The sequence below is a fragment of the Sphingobacterium sp. UBA5789 genome (assembly GCF_002418355.1).
GTDB lineage: Bacteria > Bacteroidota > Bacteroidia > Sphingobacteriales > Sphingobacteriaceae > Sphingobacterium.
Window position 1 is genome coordinate 345 of sequence record NZ_DIDX01000005.1, and the last position, 19,393, is coordinate 19,737.

Annotated in this window: 15 protein-coding genes; 11 read left to right on the forward strand and 4 right to left on the reverse strand. The window is 39.8% G+C overall.

The genetic code is table 11. From position 1 onward, the window contains the following. The 11 genes from B4B65_RS15885 to B4B65_RS15935 all read left to right on the forward strand — a co-directional run. Positions 1-891 (forward strand): immunoglobulin domain-containing protein (locus tag B4B65_RS15885; protein WP_422663655.1); only part of this gene is annotated, 891 nt, incomplete at its 5' end. 48 nt (positions 892-939) lie between these two features. Continuing rightward, complete coding sequence (locus tag B4B65_RS15890) at positions 940-2,016, forward strand: hypothetical protein (RefSeq protein ID WP_293916795.1); 1,077 nt, start codon at positions 940-942, stop codon at positions 2,014-2,016. A 20-nt stretch (positions 2,017-2,036) separates the two neighbouring features. Continuing rightward, entirely contained in the window at positions 2,037-2,981 is a 945-nt protein-coding gene (locus B4B65_RS15895; RefSeq protein WP_293916797.1) for a gliding motility-associated C-terminal domain-containing protein, read from the forward strand. A 673-nt stretch (positions 2,982-3,654) separates the two neighbouring features. Beyond that, the gene (locus B4B65_RS15900) at positions 3,655-4,173 is read left to right on the forward strand and encodes a hypothetical protein (protein ID WP_293916800.1); all 519 of its coding nucleotides are present in this window, start codon (positions 3,655-3,657) and stop codon (positions 4,171-4,173) included. Positions 4,174-4,451: 278 nt separating this feature from the next. Next, positions 4,452-5,054 (forward strand): RNA polymerase sigma factor, encoded by a 603-nt coding sequence (locus B4B65_RS15905; protein WP_293916802.1) that lies wholly within the window; start codon positions 4,452-4,454, stop codon positions 5,052-5,054. A gap of 62 nt (positions 5,055-5,116) precedes the next feature. Next, positions 5,117-6,220 (forward strand): FecR family protein, encoded by a 1,104-nt coding sequence (locus B4B65_RS15910; protein ID WP_293916805.1) that lies wholly within the window; start codon positions 5,117-5,119, stop codon positions 6,218-6,220. Between the two features lie 84 nt (positions 6,221-6,304). After that, the gene (locus tag B4B65_RS15915) at positions 6,305-9,655 is read left to right on the forward strand and encodes a SusC/RagA family TonB-linked outer membrane protein (RefSeq protein WP_293916807.1); all 3,351 of its coding nucleotides are present in this window, start codon (positions 6,305-6,307) and stop codon (positions 9,653-9,655) included. Positions 9,656-9,672: 17 nt separating this feature from the next. Beyond that, positions 9,673-11,250: a RagB/SusD family nutrient uptake outer membrane protein gene (locus B4B65_RS15920; protein WP_293916809.1), complete on the forward strand. Its 1,578-nt coding sequence runs from the start codon at positions 9,673-9,675 to the stop codon at positions 11,248-11,250. Between the two features lie 12 nt (positions 11,251-11,262). Further along, positions 11,263-12,318 (forward strand): glycoside hydrolase family 18, encoded by a 1,056-nt coding sequence (locus B4B65_RS15925; protein WP_293916811.1) that lies wholly within the window; start codon positions 11,263-11,265, stop codon positions 12,316-12,318. Positions 12,319-12,325: 7 nt separating this feature from the next. Continuing rightward, positions 12,326-13,477, forward strand: a complete 1,152-nt coding sequence (locus B4B65_RS15930) for a DUF1735 and LamG domain-containing protein (RefSeq protein WP_293916813.1) — start codon at positions 12,326-12,328, stop codon at positions 13,475-13,477. A gap of 27 nt (positions 13,478-13,504) precedes the next feature. Continuing rightward, complete coding sequence (locus tag B4B65_RS15935; RefSeq protein WP_293916815.1) at positions 13,505-14,914, forward strand: BT_3987 domain-containing protein; 1,410 nt, start codon at positions 13,505-13,507, stop codon at positions 14,912-14,914. Positions 14,915-15,023: 109 nt separating this feature from the next. Here the strand turns inward: B4B65_RS15935 and B4B65_RS15940 are convergent, their stop codons facing one another. From B4B65_RS15940 to B4B65_RS15955, 4 genes are all read right to left on the reverse strand, one after another. Next, positions 15,024-15,839 carry a hypothetical protein gene (locus B4B65_RS15940; RefSeq protein ID WP_293916817.1) on the reverse strand — a complete coding sequence of 272 codons (816 nt, stop codon included), beginning with the start codon at positions 15,837-15,839 and terminating at the stop codon, positions 15,024-15,026. A 202-nt stretch (positions 15,840-16,041) separates the two neighbouring features. Further along, the gene (locus B4B65_RS15945) at positions 16,042-17,055 is read right to left on the reverse strand and encodes a DUF4302 domain-containing protein (protein WP_293916819.1); all 1,014 of its coding nucleotides are present in this window, start codon (positions 17,053-17,055) and stop codon (positions 16,042-16,044) included. A gap of 10 nt (positions 17,056-17,065) precedes the next feature. Continuing rightward, complete coding sequence (locus tag B4B65_RS15950; RefSeq protein ID WP_293916821.1) at positions 17,066-17,935, reverse strand: putative zinc-binding metallopeptidase; 870 nt, start codon at positions 17,933-17,935, stop codon at positions 17,066-17,068. Positions 17,936-17,937: 2 nt separating this feature from the next. Next, a complete protein-coding gene (locus tag B4B65_RS15955) occupies positions 17,938-19,386 on the reverse strand; it encodes a RagB/SusD family nutrient uptake outer membrane protein (protein WP_293916823.1) in 1,449 nt (482 codons plus the stop codon). Positions 19,387-19,393 lie beyond the last annotated feature (7 nt).

The window sequence follows — 19,393 nt, forward strand, 5'->3', positions numbered from 1 at the left end:
ACTACCGGCTGTGTGAGTGCACGTACGGCAGTGACCTTGACTGTGAATCCGCTGCCAGCAGCTCCTACAGTGCCGGGGAAAGCTACTTGTCTCGGAACTGCAGCGACGTTATCTGTCTCGTCTCCGGTAGCAGGGGCGACCTATCGCTGGTATACAACTTCTACAGGTGGATCTTCTTTCTTCACGGGGACGGATTATACGATTACTAATCCTACAGTTACGGTGACGTATTATGTAGAAGCCTCAAATGCCAGCTGTGTGAGTACTTCACGTACGGCTGTCACATTGACCGTCAATCCTTTACCTGTAGCACCAACAGTGCCGAATACAGCGACCTGTTCAGGCACGTCAGTGCTGCTGTCTGTAAGTTCTCCGGTGGCCGGAATTACCTATCGCTGGTATTCTTCAGCTGGCGGGGGTACGGTATTGAATACGGGACCTAATTATATTATTTCTAATCCTACTGTTACGACTACTTATTATGTCGAAGCTTTTAATGAAACAACAGGTTGTGCGAGTTCTACCCGTACTGCTGTGACATTGACAATCAATCCTTTACCATCTATAACATTGTCTCCTTCTCCGAGAATTTGTGAAGGAGATATCCATGCATCCCTGCCTTATGTGGTCGCCAATGGCGGTAATCAATATAAAATCACCTGGGATCCGGGTACACCTGTTTCTTTCCAAAATGTAACCAGCTGGACAAATCTTACTGGAAGTGCTATCACGGTCAATGTTCCGGCAAATGCTTCATATGGTGTCTATACAGGTAAGGTGTCCATTTACAATTCGGTAAATGGTTGCGAAGGATCATTACAGTCTTTTAGTATCAATATATATCCCGCTCAGGGTAAGCCGCATTTAACTATTCAAAATATTGTCAATTAAATAACTATGGAAAATCAACAAAATATTAACATCAATTAAGTAATCAATATGAAAAGAAAAATTCAAAAAATAAGAGCCGGCGTGATCGCTTTGCTTTTATGTTCAGGAACAGTCGTATGGGGGCAAAGTATCAGTAACCCGCCTTTAAATGTAGGACCTTCCACTTCTGTAACAGATGCAGGTCGTGTTACGGCCATCACTCCGGTACTGACCAATGGTACTTCGGCTTACGAAACTGTCAACTCTGTCTTGTTTTATAATCCGGCAACCAATGGTCCGTCTCTGACACTGGTAGCTGCGCTGAATGAAGATGTGAGTGTGTTGCCTACACCTCGTACCGCATTAAGATTTACGAATTACACCTGGTATTATATGGGTACTTCAGGTGCAGCAGCAGCTTCAGGTGCTGCATTTAATCCAAGTTTAGTTGCCGGAGGTTATTCTGTGGCACAAGATGCAAGTACGGATAACAACAGATTACCGTTGACCGGTTTGACAGAGGGGTATCACTACTTTAAAGTTCAAGGTGTTGTAAACCCTGATAATGCTCCTGTAGGTGCGCTTTGTACACCGCAGGAAGAGGTCTTTGTAGTATATGTATTGCCTCAATTGAATATTGCTTCTGCTGGGGTATTAGCTGGCGGAGCTACAGATTTTGCCTTTTGTGAATCTGAAACTTCTGGCTCTAATACACAAGCCAAAGTGCAGGTGACGGCTACACCTTCTTTTGTGACCAGCGGACTTACTCCGGCTGTAACTGATTTTACCATTAACTACCGTTGGTATGCAGTTAAAGTAGATGCTGCCAATGCTCCTTTGGCTGGTGCAAGTATTGATGATGCTAAATTCGACCCAAGTACTTTAACGGGGGTAACTGCATTGACCGGTACTGCTAATTCTATTTTTCCGCAGATATCAGCTTTCGGAAAGTACAAAATTCTCGTAGAGGCGGAGTATGCCATTAAGGATAGAAGTAACGGACTTTCTGCTGATGATCCGGCTAACCGTAACAGACCTTATGTAATCTACAGGGATTTTGCGGTAAACGGAGCAAGCGATCTGATTATTACGGTAACACCTACACCAGGTAAACCACATATTACTATCGAGGCAGTCACAGACTAACCGATATAAATTAATACAAGATGCTACGTCTGTCCGGATATATTTTATCTTTTCTAGTTGCCCTGTTGCTTCTCTTTTCAGAAGCAACGGCGCAACAGGGACAGACTTTGCATATTGTCAAAGGGAAGAAAGTTACTTTACGGGCCGATGCCGAACATGCGCTTTCTTATATCTGGTTTAAGAACAATGAACCTCTTAATGGATTCCATGATCAGCGAATTATTGTAACAGAAGCGGGAATTTATACGGTTATTGCTTTGGGTGAAGGCTGTAATTCGGATCTTTCTGATCCGGTTGAAATCATTGTTGATCCGTTTGGAGAAGATGTGGAGGTAAATCTCGAAATACGTAATCTTCCTGATGCAAATACCGTAATGGTAGGACGTAATTATAATTATCAGCTTATGGTGCTGAATAATGGAAATAAAGCTGCACATGAATTGACCATCACATTTAATATACCACGTGAAATTGAATATGTAGGTCCAACCGGTACCTATCCGGGAGAATTGTTTTATCAGGCAAGCAGCAGGCAGCTGATATGGAAAATAAGTGAGATGGAAGCCGGAGGGTCTGCTTCTCTCTGGATAAATGTAGAAGCTATTTCTGAAGGAAATGCTATTACTATGAGTAAAGTCACCTCCCGCGAGAGGGATACAGCGATTGAAGATAATCAGGCCAGCTCAACGGTTAATATTGTATTCCTGAATATACCTAATATTATCACCCCTAATGGTGATGGTAAGAATGATTTCTTTGTTATCAAAGGATTGGATACTAATGCAAGAAATAAACTGACTGTTTTCAACAGAATGGGTAATGAAGTTTACCGTTCTCATCAGTATCAGAATGACTGGAGTGCTGTAGGGCTCAATCAGGGCACCTATTTCTATATCCTGGAGGTAGAATTGCCGAGCGGGAAAGTACATGTCAATAAAGGCTATATCACTGTGATAAGGTATTAATTCCTCTTAATACGGCCTGTTCAGAATCTTAATTTTATTCCTTATATCGCATCGGATTTTTCGATATGAAATTTATATTCATCTTTTTGAAAATACAACCTGTGGTTGTGGCGGAGGTCAATTTTAATAGCGATGTTTGCTATGTTTATAAAATGTTCTGACCATCGTCACATTAAGAATAGTCATAATCTCGGTGCGTTGGTTTTTGTCCTACGTCTGTGCTTCCTCGGTGCATAAACCGCACAGAATCGATTTAGGAAATAGCAGAAGGAGTAGAGATAACTCCTCCTTCTGCTTATAAAATGCTTCATTATGGCTGACTTTTCTTTTCAGCTTTCCGTACTTATCTTTTTTAAATTATAACCTGAGGTTGTGGTGGACATCATTATTAATGTCGAATTTTGTAGTGTTTATAAAATGTTCTGATATGTTATAGTATGTCAATAGTCATTTTGATGATATTGATTTCAATCATGTGCATTCTTTGGGTGGATACGCAATTCAGGACTTTAAAAAATGGAGGGATAAGAAAGGGGAGAATAGCCTCCTCTTTTTCCCCTCTTTTTTAACAACAGATTGAAAATATGGTATTTGTATTTTTTAAATCTGTAAGCAATTATTAATTCCGACTATCTGGGACCATTATGTAATCGATATGCAAAGCATTCTTACCATGAGTATAACAGGAATTATTTGTTATTTCCTGTATCGATTTATTAATAAGTCATCTTCTGTAATGGAAAGTATGGAAGATGGTAGTTTTGTGATGCGTGTTCATCCTGTACATGTATATCTGGGGTATTTTTGTCTGATGATGTGTGCCGGAATTGTAGGAGGGGCAGTATATGATTATGGCCGTATGGATATGACCGAGATGACCTTTGCAGTCATTCTGCTTTTGATCTTTGGTGTATGTGGTGTTCATAGCCTTTCTCTGTATTATTTCCATAAGGTGCAATATAATCATGTATATATTATGTGTTACAGTAATCTGGGTAAGATGCAGATAGCACATTGGGATGATATTATTGATGCAACTTATAATCCAGTATTGGGATACATCAAGCTTTTTACACGGGATAAAAAAACACTGATACTCTTCCATCATCTCAAAGGCATTATCTTGTTTCACCAGGAATTTGTGAACCGTAAACCTCTGGTAGCCGGGAAGGTAAAGCTGGAAAAAGCCTGAATGATTAATTTTTTTAAATTATAACCACAGGTTGTGGTGGCATTATTATTTTATAACGAGTTTTATGGTGGTTTATAGTTGAGTGTTCTGACCACGTATGTAAAGGTGAACAGGTGGCACAGAACATAGAGAAGGTAAATGAAGAGGAGGTGTCCCCCTCCTTTTCCCTTCTTTATTTAAATTGTAAAAGATTTTTTCCTTCCCCATGCTTCTTTTTTCAAATTATAAAATATTTATATCTTTGGATTCCATGCACAGATTGTATTGTGTTTATTATTATGCCAAAGGAAACTGATTATAACCTGCTTTCAGATCAACAATTAATGATTTTAATTGGTCAGGATGATTATGCCGGTTTTACAGCCTTGTACCTGCGGCATATTCAGGAGCTCATACAGTATGCCAGACGTCTTCATACGGATGAAGAGGAGGCTAATGATTTTGTACAGGAAGTATTTGCTTCCTTGTGGATGCGCAGACATGATCTGCGCCTGGATACACCTCTAGCCTGGTTGTATATGTCTGTACGCAAGCAGATGCTATATAGCCTTCGGAAACAAAAAACGAGAGACAAATACATCGAAAATTTAGCGACCTATCTCAATCCCTTTTATGATCCTGTTCTGGATGTTATTCAGGAAAAACAAGTTCGGGATTTTATCGAAAGAGAAACCGCTAAGCTGCCGCCTAAGATGCAACAGATCTTTCGGATGAGCAGACAGGATTTCCTCTCACACAAAGAAATTGCAGAAGAACTTCAGTTATCAGAAAAAACGGTTAAGAAGCAGATTAATAATGTCCTGAAAATCTTTCGCTCTAAGATCAGTCCGAGACAGGCTGAAGTGATCGTAATTATCAGTTATCTGCTATCCGAAAAATAATTTTATTTTTTTCTACTCCCTAAGGCATACTTGTGCAACATCATTGTGTTAGTTCGCCAATTATGAATGATAATACTATAGATATATTAGTAGAGAAGTATGCAAATAATACATGCTCTGAACAGGAGAGAATGCTGTTAGAGTTATGGATAGAGGCGCTTCCCGAAACGGATAAAGTTGTGCTGTCTGCAGAAAAAAAGCAATTTCTATGGGAACAACTGGATGCTAAAATATCTTCTTCTACCAGCAATAAATCTATATACAGAAGTCTGAAGCGTTATCTGCCATATGCGGCGGCAGTTCTTATCATGAGTATGACCACACTTTTTGTATGGCAGACGCAAACCGGACAACAGGAAACACCGGTGAAAATAGCAGATAAGGTTGTACCCGGATCGGATCAGGCTACATTGACACTTGCTGACGGACGTAAAATCGAACTCACAACTGAACATTCGACACTGGCTTCAGGCATAACTATTCAGAAAACTGCCGACGGTCAATTAAAATATGTAGTACAGAGAGGTGTAACAGGAGGCGAATATAATGTAATTGAGACACCTAGAGGAGGGCAATTCCTGATTGAGCTTTCAGATGGTTCAGAAGTGACACTCAATGCGGCGTCCTCGCTTCGGTTTCCGACAGATATGTCTGATGGCGATCTCCGGAAAGTAGAGCTTAAAGGAGAAGGCTATTTTGCTGTCGCAAAAGATAAAAAGCGTCCTTTTATTGTTCAGAGTAACGGACAGGAAATCAAAGTTCTGGGGACAGTCTTTAATGTCAATACCTATGATCTGTCTAATAATATCACAACCTTACTGGAAGGTAGAATTCAGATCAATAATCAAAAAATACTTACACCAGGTCAACAGGCACATGTCAAAGGCAAGGATATCTTTATCAGTCAGGTTGATGCAGAAGACTTTGTTGACTGGAAAAATAATGAATTCGTATTCCGGGATGAATCGTTACAATCTATTCTGAACAGAGTGTCCAGATGGTACAATGTAGATGTACAATATGCTAAGGAGGGGAGCAGGTACATCACATTCAGCGGTAAAATATCCAGATACGCTGAAGTAGAAAAAGTACTTGAACTACTGCAGAGTACAAGTACATTGAAATTCAAAATTATAAACCGAACAATTATTGTAAACCAAAATTAACGCTTATGGACTGATAGACTAATTACCAGATTTCACCGCAATTATACTCTTTAAATAACCAATTTAAATTACTTCTTAAAAATCATGAGGTTAAATTTTTTTAAACTAGCCCGGGCTACGTGCGTGGCTTTAATGGTCACCTATTGCTCTATTTCGGCTGCCGGACAAGGTGTAGTGACCCTTAAAAAGCAAAAAATACGAGCATCAGAACTTATTAAAATTATTAATAAGCAGACTGGATATAATATCTTATACTCTAATCAGATCTTTAATGATAAAAAAATACTTAATGTAGAATTTGATGAGGCAGATATTCATAAAGTAATGAATACTCTGCTTGATCAATCCGGTCTTCAATATAAGATCAAAGATAATACTATCCTGATTAACCAAATTACTCAGACGGAAGAAGCTTCTTCACTTAAAAATGCTAATTCGTTTCAGCAAGGGGTATCCGGAAAAATTTCGGATGATAAGGGAGAGCCTTTACAGGGAGCTTCAGTGTCTATAAAAGGAACTAACATCGGGATATCTACGGATGCAGAAGGTCGTTTTACGTTGGCTCAGGCCAAAGTGAATGATGTACTTGAGATACGTTTTGTAGGTTATCAGGCCAAAAGTTATACCATTACCTCTACAGCTCAACCTATAGAATTGTCCCTCGCAGCAGAAGATAATATGCTGGATGCCGTGGTCGTGACTGCCTTAGGTATAAAGCGGTCGGAAAAGGCCTTGAGTTACAATGTTCAACAGGTCAAGGAAGACGATCTGACACGTGTTAAAGATGTAAACTTCATCAATGCGCTTTCAGGAAAAGTAGCAGGTGTAACGATAAACAGTAGCTCTTCCGGTATCGGAGGTGCCAGCAAAGTGGTTATGCGCGGATCAAAGGCTATCGATCAGACCAATAATACATTATATGTAATTGATGGTATTCCTATTCACAACTACAGTGGGGAAGAAGGCAAAGAATTCAGCTCATCAGGGACATCAGAATCTATTGCGGACATCAATCCGGAAGATATTGAATCCATGTCTGTACTGACGGGAGCCGCTGCCGCAGCTTTATACGGAAGTCGTGCTGCCAACGGTGCAATAGTCATCAATACTAAAAAGGGGAAAATAGGTAAAACTACACTTTCTCTGTCCCAGAATACGGAAATATTAGATGCTTTTGTGTTACCTAAATTCCAGAACAGATTTGGTACGGGAAGCGGCTTGTTTCAGAATACAAATGATAGAAGCTGGGGTAAACCGCTCAATTCCTCTAACTTTATGGGTTATTCTCCCGATAAGGACTATTTCAAAACAGGAGTTATTGCGACCGAGAATATTTCATTTTCTACCGGAAATGAAAAAAATCAAACCTATGTATCTGCTGCGGCAGTCAACTCGGAAGGTATAATTCCGAATAACAAGTATGACCGTTACAATTTTACATTCCGTAATACTTCAAAGTTTTTAAATGATAAGATGACATTGGATGTAGGAGGGAGCTATATCAAGCAGCAAGATCAGAATATGACTAATCAGGGGACCTATTCGAATCCTCTTGTGACGGCTTATCTTTTTCCTCGCGGCGACGATTGGAATGATATCAAAATGTATGAACGGTATGATACTCAGCGTAAGATATATACCCAATACTGGCCACAGGGACTGAATGAATTTACAGGACAAAATCCATACTGGATTAATTACCGTAATCTGCGCAATAATAGTAAGGACAGATATATGCTTAATGCAAATCTGGAGTATAAAGTGTTAGACTGGCTGAGTCTTGCAGCGCGTGTACGCATCGATAACGCAGATACTGAATATTCTGAAAGATTATACGCTTCTACAAATACAACACTTGCTGAAGGATCTGAAAATGGCTTGTATGGTATAAAAGAAATAAAAGACAAGCAGTTGTACACTGATTTTATGGCCAACATCAATAAGACATTCAATGACTTTTCTTTGCAGGCCAATGTGGGGGCTATTTTGACTGATGCCCGTCAGAATTTTATTCAGAACCGGGGTCCTATACGGCCAAACGGTATTCCGAACAAATTTAATATAGCACAGTTAGATTATGAAAATACCAAACATCGGGATGAAGGATGGCGGGATCAGACACAGTCTATCTTTGCGAGTGCTGAACTGGGGTATAAAGGGGCATATTATCTGACATTGACCGGAAGAAATGACTGGGCTTCACAGCTTGCCGGTCCTAAATCTAAGGCAACTTCATTTTTCTATCCATCTGTCGGAACTTCAATCATTCTTTCCGAGATATTTTCTATGCCGGAGGAAATCGAATACCTGAAATTACGGGGTTCATTTGCTTCTATTGGTTTACCTTTTCCACGCTTTATTGCCAACCCTGTATATGATTGGGATGAAACAATCCAGCAGTATAAGGATAAGACTAACTATCCTATGACGGATCTGAAACCTGAACGGACAGATTCCTGGGAATTGGGTATTTCTACCCGTTTTCTCAAAGGTTTTAATCTTGATCTGAGTGTATATGATACGAAGACTTACAACCAGACTTTTGACCCTAAAATCTCCGTGTCTTCTATGTACACTACATTGTATGTACAGACCGGAAGTGTGAGAAACAGAGGGATAGAGCTGGGATTGGGATATCAAAAACAGTGGGGTGATGTAAATTGGGCTTCCAATTATACCTTCAGTGCCAACAGAAATAAGATTCTGGAACTGGTACGTAACTACCAGCATCCGGAGACCGGAGCTATTATTAATAAGGACCGGCTGGATGTAGGAGGTCTTTCTCAGGCACGCTTTATATTGAAAGAAGGAGGCACACTTGGTGATATGTATTCGTTGTCAGATCTTCAACGGGATAGCAATGGGGATATTTATATCGATCAGGATGGAAGAGTAGCGATAAACAACAAAGCTGGTGATATCAAATTAGGTAGTATTTTTCCGAAAGCCAATATGGCCTGGAGAAATGATTTCTCATGGAAAAATTTCAGAGCCGGATTTATGTTCTCGGCGCGTCTGGGAGGAATCGTTTATTCTGCGACACAAGCTGCCTTGGATCAGTATGGAGTATCTGAAGCATCTGCTCTGGCAAGAGAAAACGGTGGTGTCATGCTTAATGGTGGCGATTTGGTAGATGCAGAGACCTGGTATACAACCATCGGAGGTAAAAGCGGATTGCCGCAATACTATGCATATAGTGCAACAAATGTGAGATTGCAGGAAGCAAGTATTGGTTATACTATCCCTAAAAATCGTTTTTGGAATCTTGGTGAAGTATCACTTACACTGGTAGGACGTAATCTTTGGATGATTTATAACAAGGCACCATATGATCCTGAATCTACGGCAAGTACAGGAAATTATTATCAGGGTATTGACAATTTTATGACGCCAAGTACAAGGAATGTTGGAGTTAATGTCAGACTTAAATTTTAAAAGAGATGGATATGAAAATGAATAAATCACTCACAATATATCTCATTGGTGCCATGCTGGTCCTTCAATCCTGCACCAAGAGTTTTGAAAAGTACAATACCGATCCGAAAGGTTCGACTCAGGAAGAAGTAGAACGCGATGGCTATATCCTTGCCTCAGCGTTGACAGGTATGCAGGCCTGGGTAGTGCCATTGGATGTAAATACCTGCCAGTTTACCGAATGCCTGCTTGGCGGTTCTTACGGAGGGTATCTTTCAGACTCCAATAATGGCTTTAACGGCAAAAATTTTGCAACCTATAATCCGGAAGAAAACTGGCTTAGAGTACCGTTCAACGATGTAATTCCAAATATTTTTATTCGGAATGTAAAGGTAAAAAGTGTGACTCAGGATCCTATTCCTGCAGCGGTAGCTGATATTATTAAGGTACTATCTATTTCAAGAGTTTCCAGTATATATGGCCCTATTCCATATTCAAAAATAGGTGCGGAGGGTGCATTGAATGCTCCTTACGATTCCGAGGAAGAGGTTTATACGAAAATGTTTGCTGAACTGGATGCCGCGATTGCTGTATTAACACTACGCCGTACCGAGAATTTTACACCTAAGGCTGATATTGTTTTTGGAGGAAATGTGATTAAGTGGGTCAAATTAGCAAACTCCTTAAAGTTAAGACTGGCTATGCGCATTCTGTCTGCTAACCCAACGCTGGCAAAAACTAAGGCTGAGGAAGCAGTACAGCATGAAATAGGTCCTATGGTCTCAAATGATGATAATGCATTTGCACAGCCTGTTACTAAAAATCCGTTCAGGGTAGTGATGTATGAATATAACAATGGAGATTCCCGTATTTCGGCAGATATTACTTCTTATATGAATGGATACAAAGATCCTAGACGTGAAAAATATTTTACCGTATCCACATTTACCGGAAATATTACAAACGGATATATAGGGTTGCGTTCAGGAATTTCTATTCCCAGTGGTGAAAACGTGAAGAGATATACCAATATGAATGTAGGTAATACAGATAAGGTACTCTGGATGAATGCTGCAGAGGTAGCATTTTTAAGAGCTGAGGGAGCACTGCGAGGCTGGAACATGGGTACAGCAGCTATGACAGGATCTACTCCGGCAGAAGGGTTCTATAAAACGGGTATTAATCTGTCCTTTAATCAATGGGGTGCTGCGGGTGCAACTGCATATATAGATGACAGCAGAAGCGTTCCGGTATCTTATATAGATCCTTTAGGAGCATCTTCGAATACCGGTTCTACCAGTATGATTACCATTAAATGGAATTCAGCATCTGATATGGAACAGAATCTCGAACGTATTATTACCCAAAAATGGATTGCAAACTTCCCATTAGGTATTGAAGCATGGACGGAATACCGTCGTACGGGATATCCTAAACTGATGAGTGTATTGCAGAATAACAGTGGCGGACGCGTAAACTCTCAACGTATGGCACGCAGACTTCCTTATCCACAAGACGAATACACCGAAAATGCTGCTAATGTGCAAAATGCCGTGAGTTCGTATCTGAAAGGATTGGATGAAATGGGAACTGATTTATGGTGGGCAAAAAAGTAATATAAGAGGATTATGAAAAGAAAAATTAATTTGAAAAGACTGGTCTTCTCCACATGTTGTCTGTGGGCACTGACCCTTATATTGGTTTCCTGTGAAAAATGGACGGAAACAGAGACTGTCAAAATAGAAGATCCGGACATCAGGACGCAAAACCCTGAGCTCTATGCTGCTTATCTTGCTAATTTGAAAGCATACAAGAATTCAAAGCATAAGGTTATTTATGGTTGGTTTGATAATCATGTGAAAACACCGATTAACAGAGGGCAACATATTGAAAATGTACCGGATAGTGTAGATTTTGTGGTGTTGAAATCACCCGATAAACTGATAGATCGCGAATTGCAGCAGATGGATGCTCTTAGAAATGAAAAGGGTACAAAAGTGATCTTCGGATTCGATTATGACGGTACTAAACTGGCTTATGATCTCCGAATGGACGAACTCAAAAAGGCTGGTAAATTAACCGGTTCTGAAAAGGATTTTGAAACCTATCTATCGGATACTTTACAGTATACTCTGCAATTAATCGACAAGTATAAATATGACGGAATTATAGCAGGCTACAGAGGGAAAAGTACCGCACATATGACAGACAGTGATAAGGAGGTTTACAGTAAACGGGAAAAGATCTATATGGATCTTGTTAGCAAGTGGTATAATGCCAATAAAGGTAAAGTCCTTGTATTTGAAGGATATCCGCAGAATCTGACAGATAAAACTATTCTTGCTTCCTGCTTACATATAATACTTCCTGATCTGGATGTAAAGGGTAAGGATAGGTTGTCATATAATATCCTTATGACAAATGTGGAAGGTGTACCTACAGATCGTTTTATTGTTACAGCTTCTACTGTTTCTCTGGATAAAACGGATACCAAGACCGGAATATTTTCGGATGGTTCTCGTGCGCTGGGTGTAACTGCCGGTTGGGCTGCAGCGACACATAGCGGATATACGGTTTCGGGACTGGGTATATACAATATGAACAATGATTATTTTAATACCTATAAAGTATATCAGTACACCCGTGAGGCTATTTATACTCTAAATCCGTCTATAATTAAATGATTAAAATATGAAAAGTTTATATATATACATCCAGATAGCGCTTTTTTCAATCCTGACTTTCGCTGTCAGTTGTAAAAATGAAGAAATCTTCTCAAACAATGTATTTAATGCTGTTCCTAAGGTTGAAAATCTTCTTATCAAATCAACGTTGATTTCAGATGAGCGTAAATTGCAGGCATCTATAGCCAGACCGGAGACCAGAGATGTTAACATTGCCTATAATGTAGATGCATCATTGGTTGAGAAATATAATGCCGCCTACTACGATAAAGCGATCATGTTGCCAAAAGAGAATTACCGGTTACCTCAGGCATCTGCACAGATTCCAGCCGGAAGTGTAAAATCGAATGATGTGACCGTTTACTTTGATAAAATAAATATGTTGGATCGCGAACAGATCTATGTATTGCCTGTGACTATTTCCAGTGCAGATATCGATATTTTACAAAGTGCCCGCACCACTTACTATGTGTTGAAAGGTGCTGCACTTATCAATGTGGTGGCAGATCTGGAAGAAAACTATCTGCATATTAACCAGTGGGCTAATCCCGGAGTGGTCAATAATCTGTCAGAGATTACAATAGAAACACTGGTCAGAGCCCGTAATTATGACAGGATGATCAGTTCTGTAATGGGTATTGAGGGTCGTTTTTTAATTCGTCTTGGAGATGCCGGTTTTCCATCCAATCAGATCCAGATAGCTACAAGTTCAGGTAATTTTCCGGGGGGAGATTCCAATAAAGGATTGCCTTCAAATGAATGGGTACATATAGCAGTTACATACAGCCGGACGAGCAGAGCTATCAAAATATACGTCAATGGCAAAGTCCAGTCTGAAGGAACATTATCACTGGCACCTATCTCGCTGGGTGTGAATGGACAGGATGGATTCTATATAGGCCGGTCTTATGCTGATGACCGGTTCTTTGCAGGTGAATTTGCAGAATGCAGAATATGGAATGTTGTCCGCACTGAAGAGGAAATTGCCGGTAGTCCATATGAGGTAGATCCCAAAAGTAATGGTTTGGTAGCCTATTGGAAATGTAATGAAGGAGCCGGAAATACAGTACAGGATTATACAGGAAATGGTAATAACCTGACGTCAAAATCAGGTAAGGATATCAAATGGACTCCCGTATCCCTGCCGGCAAAAAAATAAAATTGTTAATCTAAAAATTATAAGGTAATGAAAAATCACAGCTATAATAAAATCTGTCTGTTTGTGATCTTATCTCTGATCACGATAGGAGGGATGACTTCCTGTAAACAGGAGCTGGTCAAAGTGGCAACAGTTGATGAAGCGGGCTTCCAGAGTAGTAAAGATGCGTTAGCATTTATTACTAATGGAGAAGGCAAAATAAATACAGGCAGTCTCGAATTCCGAAACAGTGGGACGACAACACTTCAACTCAATCTTTCCAAAGCTGCTTCTGATGCTGTCACCGCATCTATTGCATATAATGAAGCTGTATTGGATAACTATAATAAGCAAAATGGGACAACTCATGCCTTGTTTCCAAAAGAGTTACTGACATTGGGTAATAATGGAGTATTACAAATCGCAAAGGGTGAAAATAAGTCCACACAAATAGAAGTTCAGGTGAAAACCGGAGCTTCTCTAAGCAGTGATGTATCCTATGTTATTCCGGTAAGAACCACTATAAATAGCGGGAATGCATTACTGTCAGCACAGGAATCAGACTACCTTGTCTTCGTTAAGGATCTTTCAAAGATTCCAAGTGCAGCCAAATCTACCGGTATTGAAATTATCAGTTGTATGGAGGTAAATGACACTAATCCATTGAATAACTTGAGTTTTACATTAAAAGACAGTGGTAAGCCCTTGATTGATATGGTCATCCTTTTTTCTTCCAATATTAACTACAATGAGGAAACGGGTAAGGTGTATGTATATCACAATCCGAATGTGCAGCATCTGTTGGATAATCGAATGAAATATCTAAAACCGCTGAAAGATCGTGGTATTAAAGTCGTGCTCAGCATACTGGGGAATCATGACCGTGCAGGTGTCGCTAATTTATCTGATAATACTGCACGTGAATTCGCAAAAGAGCTTAAAGCAGTATGTGATGCTTATGATCTGGATGGTGTATTTTTTGATGATGAATATTCTAAAGAAATATACCCTCCGCCTCCCGGTTTTGTGTATCCATCTTCTGATGCAGCAGCCAGACTTTTTTATGAAACAAAAAAAGTAATGCCGAATAAACTTACACTGGCATATGTATACAGTTCAACACGCTCTTTTAATGCTGTGGATGGAGTACAGCCAGGGCAGTTTGTAGATTATGGACTTCATGATTACGGAGGATCATCCGATCTTTCCGGAAATTATCCCGGGATGTCTAAAAAAGGAATGGCATTGTATTCGCAAGAATTTGCGAGAGGTTATTATACAACTGCAGCTAATCTGAAAAGGTTGCGCGACGGAGGATATGGCGCACATATGATCTTTGCGATGGATCCGAATCGGAGTAATTTTCAAAGACAGCAAAGACAAATGAGTGATATTGCAAAAACATTGTTTGATGAAGAACTCGTCTTCGATGGTAAAATATATAAAAAGGATTGGTAAAGAATTATAAATTCTTTATTCCGGTCAGATTTAAAAGCTTTCTTGGATATATTGTTTTATTGTTTAGTTAGTTTAGGCTCAACCCGAAAGGGTTGGGCTTTTTTAATATTTACAGTTTTTCATACTGTTTACGTATCATATTGTAATATTTACTATTCCTTGCATTTGCTGCCAGGTTATCAAAACTTGACTTGTATGCTGCAAAATCTCTGTAGAGGTATAACTCATGGAAAACGAAGAATGTCGTTACAGGGCTTTCGTTATTTTGTTGTATCATCTGCTTCAGACTTTGCTCCATAATCGAACTGTTACCGCGGGATTGACTCTCTGCTTGTATCTGTTTATTGAGCTCTCCGGCATGTGTATAGTCTGAATTATTTACAGCTTCAGACATTTTGCTCTGCAAGGAATCTACGTGGTTTTTTCTAGCCTTCTTATCCTTTTCATATAGATGCCAATACTTCTCTGACAAGACACAGTCTTTACAATTATTAGGTAGGATCAGCATGGTCGGTTGTTCTGTCAGTTCTATCTTCTCCCTGTCATAGAGTGAAGGATGCAGACTCACTTTATAAACAGTCTCCTGATCCGGATTCAGATATAGATTTTTAGTCAGTATAAATTGTTCATTCAGATCTTGTTTATTACGGCTCGATCTGTACATCTGATGAGGGATATACCTTCTTTGCCAGGAAATACTTAATACATACATATCCGTTGGTAACGAGTCGAGTACCCAGGAGCCTGTCAAATTGGTAAAAGAAGTACTGTACAGCTTTTCTCCGCTGATATAGTGATAGATGTCTACCGTGCAGGAATCTATGATCGGGTTACTAAATATTAAAGTTACTTTCTGATCGTCCTGTTTACAGCTCAGGAATATATAGAGTAGCTGGAATATGGCGATGAATGCTAATTTTTTCATGTTGGAGAAACTACTTTTTCTATGAGATATTTATAAATAAAGAGGGTGTTTGAAAAGCATAACACAGATCTGTTTGGTCTTAAAAAAAATGAATTTACAATCTTTGTTGATTCAACTCTTTTATCCAGATTTCACAGACCACAGCATACATTTTCAAGACACCCTCTCGGTGGTTAAAGAATCTGAGGTTACAGTATTTTTATTATCGAAGTGTATATGTAGCAGTTACCGCTTCATTCCCTTTCTGATCATATGCTACAAAATCGATGTCTACATTTCTCCCGTTTTTTCTGACTTCTTTGGCAATCAGATAATGTGTTTTGATTTTATCTTTGAAAGCTATAACATTCTGATTTGTATTTGCGTTGAAATCAAATGGATAAAAGGAAAACGCATTTTGTCCAAACGTACATGTGAATCTCAGTAAAGTTGTATTCGTTGATCCCGGTATTTTTTCATAATAATCAATCAACGGAGTGTACATCGGTAGAAATCCCTTTGCTGAAATATTTGTTACAAAAGGATCTTCTGTCCTATAGTTAGCAATCGATGCATCATTCCATACTCCTATACGGAATAAAAACGTTTTTCCGGGAGACCCATCTGCATATCTGACAACGAGGTCACCACTTCTGTTGACCAAGTCAGTCCGACCTGTAGCAGTTGTAAGATCAAAATAACGATCAGCATCTGCCCAGGTCCAGTTGTCAGGTCTTTTGAACATCTTGTAAATCACCCCGCCTTCTTTGGTATAGACACGTCCGCTGCGGTATCCGCGGATCTCCAGTGTATCGGCAGATACCTTTACGACATTGTATACATGGTCTGTAATGTCGGATGCCTGTGCTCCGATACGGAATAAAGAAGTCATTACCGACCCGGTTGTAAACGTAATCTGGGGACTACCTATACCTGCAGAAATATTGAAGTATGAATCCGTAGGATCTGTGTATCCATAAATTGTTGTTATATTCACTTTATTGGTTACCGTATCAAACTTCAGGACAACCGGAGAGTAGACATTGTTACTCAGGCTTGACTTGACCATCATCACCCATCCGTTTTTGGAATTCTGGAGCGACTGTTTAAATTCTTGTGTCAGTTTGGCTGTTCTTTCCGGATTATCATCAAAGTAGGAGTTTGTAATCGTATCCTTCTCACAAGAGGAGAGTAATCCGATAACCGCCAAACCCAATATATATAATTTCTTAATCATAACGTACTTATTAATAGTTAACTTGATAGACGAGTGAGTCTAATATGGGTTGCAGTTCATGCAAATCTATACCCATATCCAGATACTTCTGATATACCATTTTATATTTGGTTTCCAGCTTGGGATTCTTACTTATGATAGTCTGAATCTCACTTTTAGGTTTCAGGGTAATACTTTCTACTGTAGTTGCAAAATCTTCCTCCGGGGCATATCCGCCATATGCTGTAAAAAAGCCATCATCGTTTGCTTGTGCGTCGCTACGGCTTCCATAGGTAAGTCCGTAGTATTCTCCCTGGGATATACGATCATAGATATGACCACGACCTATTTTGTGATCAATCTGATGTGCATGCTCGTGAAATAAGGTCGATATATGTGATCTTAACCAGTTTTTATTCGTCTTGCTGAAGTTGTTGACCCCTCCCATACCTAATCTGTAAAACTGCGCATTAAGTCCTGCTCCGGCAGCTGATGCCGATACGGTAATATCATTGAAGTGTACAAATCCTCCCACTATGATAAATTCTATAGGTGTCTCTGTATTAAAGAATTTCGGAAAACGTTCTTTAAGTGTCTTCAGCCATATTTTGTCCAGTATCACTTTTGTATATTCCAGCGCCTGATCATACCTGGCCGGTACAAAAAATGTACTTCCTGTGATAGTGCGCGGTGAAAATTCATAAATAATCTCTACACCATAGGCTTTTTGGATCGAATCTGCCAGATAATCCAGTTCATTCCATGCTGATTTTGGTTTTTTCTCTTTTTTTGTGAAATAATCAGTCGATTCGTCGATCTGATTTATTTTGGTACTGTCTTTAGCGCAACCTGCAAAGGAGAGCAATGCAAACAGTACCAGCAGTGTTATCGTACTTTTCATAATTATCTCGGATTTAATTGATTCTCTAATGAAGGATTACCCACACGTGCAGTGATAGGGATCTGTATAGCCGTTCTTTTGTCATTAGGTTCCAGTACAACGTCGGGTGTGGCAGATGTCCTGACCAGACGATGTTCGATACGCAGTCCCAGACGTTTGATGTCGTACCATCTGAAACCCTGGCCGATTAGTTCCAGACGTCTTTCCTTCAATACCGCTACTAAAGCATTCTCTGTAGTTGACGGAACAGGCAAGGCTCTATAAGGTGTGATTCTTTCCTTCCGAATAGTCTCTATGTCTTGCATTGCCTTTGTAATACTGGGACTTGCAATCCTGAGATACGCTTCAGCTCTGTTTAGCAACACTTCTTCCATCGTAAAGCAATCGTATCTGGAAGCTTCAGCAGCTGGATTATTAGGTTGATTGGCATATTTTACAACTAAAGCCACACTGTCAATAACTGTACCTCCAGAACTAAAGGACTGGTTCCGAAGGTCAGAATTCGGTGTGCTGTAAAAGATTTCATGAGCGAGGTAAAATCCGGAAAGACGAAACCCGATAGGACGACATAGAAACTGGCTGCTCTGTGAGGTAAGCAACAGGCTGGGATGAATGCTGGGGTTCATTATCTCCTGCGCCCAGAACTGCTCATTCGTGGTTCTTTTACGGTTTACGTCATCGCTCATCTTACGCACAATTGCACCCTTTTCAGCTACTGCCAGATCGCTGTATCTGATTACATCATCCCAGTTTCCTTTGTACAGACTGACTCTGGAAAAAAATGCATAAATACTAGCCATGGAGAAACGATACGGTGTATTGGGCATAAATTCACGACCTTCTTTTAGTAGTGCCAGTCCTTCATTCATATCTTTTTCAATCTGATCGTACACCTGTTTGACTGTTGCACGATGAAACAATGGGCGATTAGCTTTAGGTACTTCCAACACAAGCGGTACACCCAGATCTGTGGCTGAAGTCGTCGTATTGTAATGCAGACCGAAGAGATTCACAAGGGAAAAATATGCATAGGATCGGATCATTAAAGCTTCTCCTTTGATAGCTTTCTTATGTGTTTCGTCTCCTGGCGCTAAAGCTAATTCTTCGATTATCGAGTTTGCATCATATATTTTTTTATAATAATGTGCATATGCAGCTCCGGGTGATGCAACATCTGTTTCTTCGTATTCATCTTGATACAGGTATATGGGGATATAGCGTGGTCCCATGCTTGCCTGCATTGTATTGGCATAGTGATGGTAATTGTCTGTTAATATTTCTGTGAATACATCCTGACGTTCGGGATATGCATTCACTAGTACATCTTCGAGGATATCGAGCCCTTGCGTCAGATCCAGTCTATTGTCATAAGGCTCCTCCAGGAATTTTGAACATGAAGTAGAAAATCCTGCGGAGATTACTGTTAGTAAAAGTATGATATAAGCTTTCATAGTTTGT

Coding starts and splice junctions, on each gene's coding strand:
- B4B65_RS15915 (WP_293916807.1), top strand. CDS start 6,305: ATGAGGTTAAATTTTTTTAAACTAGCCCGGGCTACGTGCGTGGCTTTA.
- B4B65_RS15955 (WP_293916823.1), bottom strand. CDS start 19,386: ATGAAAGCTTATATCATACTTTTACTAACAGTAATCTCCGCAGGATTT.
- B4B65_RS15890 (WP_293916795.1), top strand. CDS start 940: ATGAAAAGAAAAATTCAAAAAATAAGAGCCGGCGTGATCGCTTTGCTT.
- B4B65_RS15950 (WP_293916821.1), bottom strand. CDS start 17,935: ATGAAAAGTACGATAACACTGCTGGTACTGTTTGCATTGCTCTCCTTT.
- B4B65_RS15920 (WP_293916809.1), top strand. CDS start 9,673: ATGAATAAATCACTCACAATATATCTCATTGGTGCCATGCTGGTCCTT.
- B4B65_RS15905 (WP_293916802.1), top strand. CDS start 4,452: ATGCCAAAGGAAACTGATTATAACCTGCTTTCAGATCAACAATTAATG.
- B4B65_RS15940 (WP_293916817.1), bottom strand. CDS start 15,839: ATGAAAAAATTAGCATTCATCGCCATATTCCAGCTACTCTATATATTC.
- B4B65_RS15925 (WP_293916811.1), top strand. CDS start 11,263: ATGAAAAGAAAAATTAATTTGAAAAGACTGGTCTTCTCCACATGTTGT.
- B4B65_RS15930 (WP_293916813.1), top strand. CDS start 12,326: ATGAAAAGTTTATATATATACATCCAGATAGCGCTTTTTTCAATCCTG.
- B4B65_RS15945 (WP_293916819.1), bottom strand. CDS start 17,055: ATGATTAAGAAATTATATATATTGGGTTTGGCGGTTATCGGATTACTC.
- B4B65_RS15935 (WP_293916815.1), top strand. CDS start 13,505: ATGAAAAATCACAGCTATAATAAAATCTGTCTGTTTGTGATCTTATCT.
- B4B65_RS15910 (WP_293916805.1), top strand. CDS start 5,117: ATGAATGATAATACTATAGATATATTAGTAGAGAAGTATGCAAATAAT.
- B4B65_RS15900 (WP_293916800.1), top strand. CDS start 3,655: ATGAGTATAACAGGAATTATTTGTTATTTCCTGTATCGATTTATTAAT.
- B4B65_RS15895 (WP_293916797.1), top strand. CDS start 2,037: ATGCTACGTCTGTCCGGATATATTTTATCTTTTCTAGTTGCCCTGTTG.